Source organism: Photobacterium rosenbergii (assembly GCF_003026455.1).
GTDB classification, from domain to species: domain Bacteria; phylum Pseudomonadota; class Gammaproteobacteria; order Enterobacterales; family Vibrionaceae; genus Photobacterium; species Photobacterium rosenbergii.
On sequence record NZ_PYMB01000019.1, the window covers coordinates 86,495 to 96,954 of the forward strand.

The 10,460-nt window shown below is 46.2% G+C and carries 10 protein-coding genes; 3 read left to right on the forward strand and 7 right to left on the reverse strand.

Translation table 11 applies throughout. The annotated features are described in order from the left end of the window. Positions 1 to 17 precede the first annotated feature (17 nt). From C9J01_RS23025 to C9J01_RS23035, 3 genes are all read left to right on the forward strand, one after another. Positions 18 to 1,292 carry a DUF5666 domain-containing protein gene (locus tag C9J01_RS23025; protein WP_107300474.1) on the forward strand — a complete coding sequence of 425 codons (1,275 nt, stop codon included), beginning with the start codon at positions 18 to 20 and terminating at the stop codon, positions 1,290 to 1,292. Positions 1,293 to 1,458: 166 nt separating this feature from the next. After that, entirely contained in the window at positions 1,459 to 1,875 is a 417-nt protein-coding gene (locus C9J01_RS23030; RefSeq protein ID WP_107300475.1) for a hypothetical protein, read from the forward strand. Between the two features lie 347 nt (positions 1,876 to 2,222). Further along, positions 2,223 to 2,579 (forward strand): hypothetical protein, encoded by a 357-nt coding sequence (locus C9J01_RS23035; protein ID WP_107300476.1) that lies wholly within the window; start codon positions 2,223 to 2,225, stop codon positions 2,577 to 2,579. Between the two features lie 267 nt (positions 2,580 to 2,846). Here C9J01_RS23035 and torA read toward each other — a convergent pair whose 3' ends face one another. From torA to artP, 7 genes are all read right to left on the reverse strand, one after another. Then, a complete protein-coding gene (torA, locus tag C9J01_RS23040; protein ID WP_107300477.1) occupies positions 2,847 to 5,306 on the reverse strand; it encodes a trimethylamine-N-oxide reductase TorA in 2,460 nt (819 codons plus the stop codon). 22 nt (positions 5,307 to 5,328) lie between these two features. After that, positions 5,329 to 6,513: a pentaheme c-type cytochrome TorC gene (gene torC / locus C9J01_RS23045; protein ID WP_107300478.1), complete on the reverse strand. Its 1,185-nt coding sequence runs from the start codon at positions 6,511 to 6,513 to the stop codon at positions 5,329 to 5,331. 45 nt (positions 6,514 to 6,558) lie between these two features. Next, positions 6,559 to 6,735, reverse strand: coding sequence for a trimethylamine N-oxide reductase system protein TorE (torE, locus tag C9J01_RS23050; RefSeq protein WP_082008535.1), 177 nt, complete (start codon positions 6,733 to 6,735; stop codon positions 6,559 to 6,561). Positions 6,736 to 7,268: 533 nt separating this feature from the next. Then, positions 7,269 to 7,940: an arginine ABC transporter permease ArtM gene (artM, locus tag C9J01_RS23055; protein ID WP_107300479.1), complete on the reverse strand. Its 672-nt coding sequence runs from the start codon at positions 7,938 to 7,940 to the stop codon at positions 7,269 to 7,271. Beyond that, the gene (gene artQ / locus C9J01_RS23060; RefSeq protein WP_107300480.1) at positions 7,937 to 8,671 is read right to left on the reverse strand and encodes an arginine ABC transporter permease ArtQ; all 735 of its coding nucleotides are present in this window, start codon (positions 8,669 to 8,671) and stop codon (positions 7,937 to 7,939) included. Before artQ ends, artM begins: the two co-directional genes overlap by 4 nt. Before the next feature lie 3 nt (positions 8,672 to 8,674). Beyond that, the gene (locus tag C9J01_RS23065; protein WP_107300481.1) at positions 8,675 to 9,406 is read right to left on the reverse strand and encodes a lysine/arginine/ornithine ABC transporter substrate-binding protein; all 732 of its coding nucleotides are present in this window, start codon (positions 9,404 to 9,406) and stop codon (positions 8,675 to 8,677) included. 91 nt (positions 9,407 to 9,497) lie between these two features. Then, complete coding sequence (gene artP / locus C9J01_RS23070; protein ID WP_107300482.1) at positions 9,498 to 10,226, reverse strand: arginine ABC transporter ATP-binding protein ArtP; 729 nt, start codon at positions 10,224 to 10,226, stop codon at positions 9,498 to 9,500. Positions 10,227 to 10,460: the final 234 nt, after the last annotated feature.

Consider the following 10,460-nt stretch of genomic DNA (forward strand, 5'->3'; position numbering starts at 1 on the left):
TGGTTATAGGTAACTCTATGAGAAGTCTTAACTTGCTTTCTTTAGCAATTGGATTGTCCCTAGCAGTCACAGGGTGTGGTGGTGACTCAAGCTCATCCGGTGATGGCAGTGATATTGTCCAAAGCTCACCATTAGCACGAACAATAGGTACGGTAGATTCAGTTTCGTATCCAGACGAGTCCTTCACGATCAATAAGCATCAACTTGATGGTTCACAGGCAACGATTAGTTATGATGACAGTAGCTATAGCTTTGACGAACTCAAGCAAGGGATGCAGGTTGAAGTGGAATATCAAGATAACCAAGCCCAGCAAGTGTATTTGCAACCGGCAGCCACTGGACAGGTAACTGCAGTTTCCGATAGTAGCCTATCGATAAATGGGATTAGTTATGATTACCCAGGAAGCGGTTTTAATATTGGCGATTGGGTGATGCTATACGGTTTGGTCGAACCTGATGATAGTTGGAAAGTGACAGTTGTTACCGTGGTTGATCCCCAAACAACAGCGGAAATTGAAGGTGCAATATCAGGGCTTGATACTTCGCAAAGTGTGTTCACGATTGCTACTGTGCAGGTCGATTACTCCAACGCAGTTATCGAAGACAGCAGGACGTTAGCTGATGGGCTATGGGTTGAAGTCTACGGTCAGTTTGACGGCAGCCAGTTTGTCGCTTCGATTATTGATATCCGAGATAACGATGATGTACGTAATACCGAGCTTGAAGGAATCATCACTTGGGTAAGCCCAGATTTAACCAGTTTTGAGATTGGCGGTAATGTTCGGGTATATACCAATGGCAATACTTCCTTTGATGATGGCACTCGGTCAAATCTGGAAATTGGTGCAGTTGTCGAAGTGGATTTGATCGAACTGGAGAACAAGCTTTTTGCTACTCGGGTTGATTTTCAAGATCAGGTAAGCGTACCGGATAACTTGGAATTCAATGTCGAGGGTGAGGCCAGTTATGACGGTTCGATATTGAGTATTAATGGCATTGTATTCATTGTTGATGTGAATACGGAGTATGACGATGGCATCAGCCTCTCCAACATCAACGGCCAGTGGGTGGAACTCGACGGTAAAGCCAATAATGGTAATTACGTGAAACGGGTTCGGCCGGAGAGGAAAGATAATGAAATCAGCCTAGAAGGACCGGTTGAGAATGGCATTATGTGGGGTTATTCTGCCACAGACGGTTCACTTGTGCAGTTCAATGGCCAGTGGGTTGATGTTGAATGTCAGCGTGATTCTGATAACTCACTCTCGTTTTGTCGCTTAGATCCTAATTGATTACCCACTTTCTCTACTTTCAAAGCCCTGAACAATGCTACCAGCATCAAGTTCAGGGCTTTTTAACTCTATAGAGGTATGTTGAAATCTCCCTTTAACCGTATATCATACTCTTTGTTTGACGTTCATATGCAGTTATCATTGAGTAACGCTTTGTTGAGGGGCTATGCAGATTCAAGAACATGTAAACCGCATCATTCGAAAAGCAGATGGAAAACAACATAGTATTAATGGTAATACGGTGCGTGTTACTAGAATCAACCATCATCTTTCTGCAAGGCTAAACGGGACGAATATTCCCGTACACCAACTCAAATCCCTTCTCGCAAAATATAACATCACAGAACTTATCAAAGATTGCCTGACAGGCGGTGAATTTACTTCAACTGAAGAAAAGGTCAGGGCGTTCACAGGCTTTAAAATTAAAAGCGAAGACGGCGAAGATCTAACACCAGTGTTATTGCCCCAAAGGCAAACTCAAATTAATGGACAAACCATTAGCTGCTTAATTAATGGAGAGGTGAGATATCGCATTGGCGGGAAAAGGATTAGTGAGAGTGATTTAGAAGCGTTGTTTTCCTGAGTTAAATTCAACCAGATATCAAAATTCAAAAGTTAAAGGGAGGAGTGAGAAGACTGTGATTTTAGTATTGAGGAGTTGATGGGTGAAAACAACCCACAATTGAACGGTGTTCAAATTGGTAAAATCTAGTAATTAAAATAAGTTACCTGCTTAGGTGTCGGATAATTAGAAAATTTAATTAATATTCTAAATAGTTATATAAGTCTGCGTAAAAAGCAAAAAATCGCATTACTCTTTACACCTCATATAGTATATCATTCCGTTTGATTTTATAGCGTACCAAGTACCATAAGTGATTGGTACGTTATGAGCTTTATTAAATAATTGAAAATTGAATAGGTAAAATCATGAAAAAGTTAGCTATCGCGGCTCTAGCAGCACTAGCTATGTCTGGATGTAGCCAGCGGGTTGCTGATTTGACAGTGGCATCAACCTTAAATGTAGACATGAACTCACAGGGCTTTGTTGAAGGGAAGCGTGTTGAGGGTAGCGATACAAAAATTGCAGTTATTTTTCCTCTCGGTATTCCAAATGTTGAAACTGCAGTCGATGATGCAATTAAAGATGATAAGTGTGTTGTAGGTCTTGCTGATGCAGTTGTTGAGCATTCATGGTTCTATTTATATCTTGGATTCTTCTCTTATGATGTAGAGGGGACGCAGATTATTGACACAGAAAAACCTGGTTGTGAAAATCGTGTGTAACACATTATTTGATATTTCTTAAGGAGCCATCGGCTCCTTTTTTCTTTGAAATTAATATCCAGTTTTTATGATTGCTCTACTCAATACCAGCTACATAGCTTATTGAGTTCCACTATTAAAAAGTCCTCTTTGAACCTAAAAATTTTGGCGATAGATAGGATTTAATCTTTTGAAAATTGAGCAGTACAGTGCCATTAGTATTCTGATAATTGTAAAAAGGGGAGTGGCCATTGGCTACTCCCCTTTGTTTATTTCTGCCAGTAAGAATTAACTCACTTCAATCGGCCCGCCGAATGAAGTTACTGGCGGCACTGTTCCCGAGAACTTCTCGAATTCAACTAGGCAGGTGTTGGCACTGGTTGCCTGAGCCAGTTCAGAAGACGGAATATCCTGAGTCAGGGTATTTGGATCGCCATAGGTATCCATTGCGCCTTCTTTCTCGTTCAGAGGGCCATACCATGCGCCTTCTTCGATACGAACTACGCCCGGAGCGTAGCTGTCAGTCAGTACCGCGCCTGCTAGCAATTGGCCACGGTCGTTGTAGACGCGGACCAAATCACCGTTTTGGATGCCCTTGGCAGCAGCATCTTTCGGGTTGATGTAGATTGGCTCGCGGCCTTGTACTGCATAGGTGGCTCGGAAGTCTTCCGATTCACACATCTGCGAGTGCAGGCGCTTGTCCGGGTGGCAAGACTGCAGCCAGTATGGGTGTCTGTCTGAGCCCGGACCACCGTGCGAACGCTCGCTCTTTTCGAACCACATTGGGTGGCCCTGACAGTGCTCGTAGCCAAAGCGGTCAATCTTACGGCTGGTGATTTCGATAAAGCCAGATGGTGTACCCAATGGGTTGATCTCCGGATCTTCACGGAAGTCGGCATGGCGAACCCAAGGTTTACCTGTACCGGCATCGAAATAACCCTGTGCCCAGAACTCATCGAACTCAGGCATATCGAATTTGGCTTTGTTGGCATCACGGCATTCGCTGTAAAGCTGGCGAACCCATTCCATCTCGTCCATACCACGGGTGTATTCTTTGTGGCGACCGAAACGACGAGCCACTTCTGTCATGATTTCGAAGTCGGTTTTTGACTGGAACTGTGGGTCAACCAGTTTTTGCATCGCAATCAGGCCACGGCCACTGTATGAGCCGTAAACATCGATATCATTACGTTCCCACTGGGTACAAGCCGGTAGCACGATATCCGAGAAGCGACAGCTCGCTGTCCATGCAAAATCAATGGTGACAACGGTTTGAAGTGCCTTGAAGGCTTTCTTCATCTTGTTGCGATCCTGATGGTGGTGCCAAGGGTTACAGCCACTGATCACCATCATCTTGTAATCAGGCAGGGTCACTTTAGAGCCGTTGTAGCGGATCTGCTTACCTGGTTCGAGCAGACAGTCAATCCAGCGAGCAACCGGAATGGTGCTGCTGTAGCCGTTGAAGTCTTTGTTATCCCACTTAGGCTTCTGGCCTTCGTCTGGGTTACGCGGGAACCCGCCCGGCGCTGCAAAGCCCGTTGAAGGCACGCCGATTGAGCTGTAGTGGTGACCGTAAGAGATACCACCGCCCGGTAGGCCAATTTGACCGACCATCGCAGCAATAACCGCTCCCATCCAATACGGCTGCTCACCGTGCTCCTGACGTTGGATACACCAGCCAAATAGCATCTGGGTACGGCCATTAACCAGCATGCGGGCAAACTCGCGGATCTTATCGGCAGAAACGCCACAGATCTCTGCTGCCCATTCTGGGTTTTTCTCAATCTTGTCTTTGGTTTCACCCATTACATACTGGATGAAGTCATCAAAGCCGAGGCAGTACATCTTGATGAAGTCTTTATCGTAAAGCTCTTCGGTATAGAGGGTATGCGCGACACCCAACATAAACGCCACATCTGTTTGTGGGTTGATGTACATATGATCGTTGTTCAGGTAACGCTGAGTTTTATTCTTCACCGGGTCAACGGAAAGCACATTGATTTCGCCGTTGGCGACTTTCTCTTTCAGCTTCTCGAGGTATGCGAAGGACTCGTGGGTTTCACAGTTCCAGCCAACCTGCAAGTTTTTCACCGGATCGTTAGCCCAAAGAACGATGTTGTCACTGTTCTCCAAGATTTCAGACCAAGAGGTACCCTGAGCATACACTTCAGTGGAGCCTAGCACGTAAGGCAAGATGGTCTGGCCGGCACCGGTCGAGTAATCACCGACTTTCTTGATGTAGTTACCGTGCATACCGACAACGCGCTGCATGTGGTTACCACAACTGTGGAACTGGCCGGTCTGACGCCAACCGGTTTGACCGGCGTGTAGTGCCCAAGGACCGTAATCTTTCTGGATACGCTCCAGTTCGCGGTAGAACAGGTCAATCGCTTCATTCCAGGTGACACGGACAAAACGGTTGTTACCACGGGTCTCGGCACTGTATTTGTGCTTCTTTAGCCAGTCGAGGCGCACCATTGGGTAACGTACACGTGACGGGCTGTAAAGAATCCCTTTGATGCCGTTAAGCATCTCGGTTGGGTGTTTATCCAACTCCAGCGGTTTGATTTCTTGTAGTTTTCCGCCGTAGATGTGGGCACGGAATGCTCCCCAGTGGGAGCCTGATACTTTCCAGGTGCCTACGGTTTCTGCAGCCATGGCCTTTGTACCTAGCAGACTAGGGCCAATCACTGATGCGGCGCTGGTTGCTACCATACCTTGTAGGAAACGTCTTCTGCTTACAGACATAGTCAATTACTCCATCAATCGCTTAGTGGTGGCCATCTGCAAAATCAGATGAGTGTTTCTGTAGGTACTTCAGCACCAAGGCTTTACTGTCGGTATCGAAGTTAACGAATGCCATCATGCCGTTGAACATGCCTGGCCAAGTGTTGGCATCGAAGTGGGCTTCATCCGGCTGGGTGTGGCAGACAGAACAGTTGGTGTTGTAAGACTGTTTTGCTTTCTCCCAGATAGGCTGGACGTCGGCCATAAGTGCTTCTTTCTTCATCCACACTTTGGCAGTTACACGCTGCCAAGGCAGGCCGGTTAGGTCATCTTCTTTGCGTTCGAATTTCTCAACAACCTGATCATTGGTTGCTGACTCTTTAAGCAGCGAAGCTACGGCGATGTTCATGCCGAAATCTTCTTGGATAACACGGCCAAAACCTTTGTCTTTGCGCCAGCCAGAGACTTCGACTTCGATAGCATCTGCAGTTTGGTCAATGACTTTGACAGAAGAGGCTGGGTTTAGCAGGCCAGCTTCAGTGGAAAGCTCTTTTTCTTCGTAAAGAGGAAGATGGCGTACGCTCACATATTGCTGGCCTGTTTCGAACTTGGTGCTTGAAGCTAGCTGCTCAAGCTCACCAATCATGCCGCCGGAGCTGTCCATATTTTTCGGCAGGTTGTGGGCAATACCCTTGTGGCAATCTACACAGCTTTGATCGCGTTCTGCTGCCTGCTTCATTTGGATACGAGCAGTCGGACGCATGTTGTCGAAATCCATGCTGTCGTAGTTGTGGCAGTTTTTACATTCCAACGATTTGTTGGCAGAGAAGCGGTCCCATTCATGCTGGGCCAAGGCAACGCGGCGTTCTTCGAATTTTTCTTTGGTGTCTAAATCACCGAATACTTGGGCGAACACTTCTTTGCTGGCTTGCATTTTACGGGCGATCTTGTCAGTCCAATTGTGTGGAACGTGACAGTCAGGGCAGGTTGCACGGACACCGGATGTGTTTTTCCAGTGCACGGTCTCTTGCAGTTCCTGGTAGACGTTATTTTCCATAGTGTGGCAGCCAATACAGAATTCTTCGGTATTGGTCACTTCCAACGCGGTGTTGAAACCGCCCCAGAAAATAACCCCTGCGATAAAGCCACCAAGGGTCAACACCCCGAGGCTGATATGGACACTTGGCCGAGAGAAAGTCTGCCAAGCTTTAGTTAGAAATGCTTTCATGTTGTGTACTCAATGTGTGGTTATTTGATTGTTGTTATGCCGGCTTTATCCCATATGGCCTGGAGGCCCCAAGAAGAAGACCTGCATCATCCAAACGAAAAAGCCGTAGCCACCGACGGCGGCGACACTGAGGATGGGAAAGAGAAAAACTGTGATGAAAAAGAAAGCACGCCACTCACGCTGCTTTTCATCCTTAGCAACTGTGCTGATTCCGTTATTCATAAATCTACCCGTTCTACTTTGTTAATTGAGCTAAAAGAAAAGTGTTAACAAATGTTTTAAGGGGATCTTAAGATATATTTTTGTGCTGATTCAATTGGGCAAAAGCTATTGGTTTTACCTTATTAATTCTTTTTTGATCTGTAACGGAAAGATGAATGGGATGCGATTTTATATAACTATTTGTGGGTAGTTGTGAAAAGTTGTTAATAGGGTCTATTGTTTTTGTTTTGTTAAATTGGTTTCTTTTTGGTTGTGCTTTTGATCTGGATAACAGGGAGAAAAGGCCTTTTTTACTGATTTGCCGATAAGTTGATCGGTTAGAAATGTGATCTAGATCTATATAAATATTAACCATGTAAACTAAATGGGAATTCTATACATACTCAATAGCCAGATTCATGGCGCTCAAATAAATATAAAAATTGTTTCAGTGCGAAGTTGATTTGAAATGAATTATTACAGATATAGCTTATGAGGAATAAAAAGCTGGTGTTAACCAGCTTTTAAATATCAATGAGGGAGTGTGATTTTTTCTATCTGGCCATCTCGAAAGCGAGGGCTTTTTTCTCAACCTGACGGAAGATGAGGGTAAGCACGCCATTGACCGTTAGGTAGAAAGCACCTGCGACACTGAAGACCATTAAGGTATCGTAGGTTTGGGCGTTGATCCGCTGTGCGTAGCCCATGATGTCCATGATGGTGATGGTACTAGCCAACGAGGTGCCCTTGAAAACTAAAATCACTTCGTTGGAGTAGGCTGGGATAGCCCGGCGAATAGCATACGGAAGCAATACACCCAAGGTTGCCTTGGTATTCATCCCTAACGCTTTGCATGCCTGCCATTGACCTGAAGGGATAGCATTGAATGCACCTTTGAATAGTTGGGTACTGTAAGCGGCAGTATTCAAAGCCAGGGCCAGCATGGCACAGAACCATGGTTGGCTTAGCCACTGCCAGAAAATGCTTTCCCGTACCCACTCAAATTGTCCCGGACCGTAGTAAATCAAAAAGATCTGCACCAACAAGGGGGTACCGGTAAACAAGGTAATGATACCGCGGCTCAACCAGTGCAGGCTCGGCGTCTTGAGGATCAGTGTCAGTGTCATCAGCAATGCCAGGGTACAACCTACCAGCAACGAGGCAGCGGTAAGTTCAAGGCTAACCACTAAGCCATCGAGAAGTTGCCAAACGTGCTGTTCATTCATGCGTTAGCTCCTTCCAGTGTGCTGGTTTTTGTCGCTTTTTGTTTTGTTGATTTACCTGATGGCGAGTGGCCATCCTGCAAGCTATATTTTTTGTCCAGTTGTTTGACTACCCGCTGGGTGATCAGGGTGATGACCAAATACACAGCTGCAGCGCAGGCATACCAGGTAAAGCTTTCGTGGGTGGCAGCAGCTGTCAGCTGGGCCTGTTTGAGCAAGTCTGTTACCCCAATCAAGGAGACCAAGGCGGTGTCTTTTAGCAGTACCAGCCACTGGTTGGTCAGGCCGGGCAGGGCATGGCGAACCGCTTGTGGCAGAACAATCTTGAAGAATGCCCGTGACTTGCTGATCCCCAATGCACTTGCCGCCTCCCTCTGGCCGTTAGGGACGGCTTTGAGGGCGCCTCGCAAAGTCTGTGAGGCGTAAGCAGCAAAGATAAGAGAGAGGGCAATCACCCCTGATAAGAACGGGCTGACTTCAATAAAATCTCCGGTCAGCAAGAACAGTACTTGGGTTGAGCCAAAGAAAATAAACAGTACAACCAATATTTCAGGTAAGCCCCGAAGCACGGTGACCAGCGCCGTTGTTGGCCAAGCAAGGGCACGAAAGCGCGACATCTCACCACTGGCAAACAGAACTGCCAAGACTAATCCTACAGTGACGCTGGCCAGGCTTAGCTGGATAGTGACCCAGCTAGCCTCAAGTAGCGTCAGAGCATAACCTGATAACGCCATAAATTACTCACCGAAGTACTTGTTGAAGATTTCGTCGTACTGGCCATTGGCTTTAACCGTTTTCAGTGCAGTATTCAGCTTATCCAGCAGTTCTTGGTTGTCTTTATTGATGGCGATACCAAAACCGTTACCGAAGTATTTAGCATTGGTAACCTGCTCGCCAACATAAACAAGGTTGTCGTTCTTTTTGAACCACTCGGCAACCACAGCTGTGTCACCGAATACCGAATCGATACGGCCATTTTGCATATCGATGAATGCGTCTTGGTAGCTCGCGTATGGAACAGCAGTAACACCGTCCAGTTGCTCAGTCAGGTAGCTCTGGTGGGTTGAACCGTTCTGCACGCCAACACGCTTGCCTTTAAGTGCAGCTTGATCGGCAACTTTGCCATCAAGAGCAACGAAAGCTGCAGAGTTGTCGTAGTATGCATCGGTGAAATTCACGACTTGCTGGCGCTGTTCAGTAATATCAATACCCGAGATAGCTGCATCGTAACGACGGAATTTCAAAGCAGGGATCAGGCTATCGAATGGCTGGTTGTGGAAAGAACACTTGGCTTCAATCACGTCACAAAGTGCATTGGCGAGATCAACATCAAAGCCCTGAATTTCGTTATTCTCATCAACGTATTCGAATGGGGCGTAAGTTGCTTCCATCGCAAACTTAATTTCTTCCTGAGCGGCTGCATTTGCTGAAGCCAAACCAATCAATGTTGCCAATACAATCTTTTTCATCGCGATACTCCGTGCGTCGTTAACTGCAGCATCACGATAGGCATGATGCTGGAAATAGTGTCTATACCTAAGTTCGAATAGGTAACTAAATTTAGTGTGTGAGGTATTCGGCAAACTCCGGGGTCGAAGGAGTGGTGAAGGCCTCTTTGGTGCCGTGCTCCACCATGCGGCCTTTTTCAAGGTACAGCACGTGGCTGGCGATTTTCTTGGCAAAGTCCACTTCGTGGGTCACTACGACTTGGGTAATGCCGGTTTCACTCAGGTCGTTAATAATTTTGACAACCTGGTTAGTAATTTCAGGGTCGAGTGCAGCCGTTGGCTCGTCAAACAACAACACTTCAGGTTTCATCATTAGGGCACGGGCAATCGCTACCCGCTGTTGTTGGCCGCCTGAGAGTTGCAGTGGCCAAGCATCCGCTTTGTCTGCTAGTTGCAAACGTGTAAGAAGAGCCATGGCTTCGTCAGTAGCTTGTTGCTTTGAGATCCCTGCCACTTTCACCGGTGCTTCAATCAGGTTTTCCATTACTGTGAGGTGAGGCCAAAGGTTGTACTGTTGGAACACCATGCCGACTTTACGTCTTAGCTTCAGTGCTTCTTTTTCGCAGATAGTCTTTGCGAAGTCATAGGCTTCGTTGGCAACCTGAAGCTGGCCGCTGTTAGCGTTTTCCAGCAAGTTAAGCACCCTTAGCAAAGAGCTTTTACCGGCGCCGCTTGGGCCAAGCAATACCAAGGTTTCGCCTTTGCCACAGGTGAATTCAACATCATGAAGAACCTGGGTATCACCATAGAATTTATTAACACTCTTTACTTGAATACTCATGCTGACTTACTGCATTAATCGTCACTTGATGGTTATATTACCCAGAGTGAGATCTTATGCAAGAAAAATGTATAAAAAATTCCGCAGGTTGCATTTTTGTTTGATTTTTGTTCTAAATTTTGTCTTTTATTCAATTTAAACCACTGTATTTAAGTGATTAGAGCGACAGATGTGAAAATGGCAAAATAGTGCGGTTTTGTTGTGTGGAATAATTAAGCATCTGAGGTGCGGGGT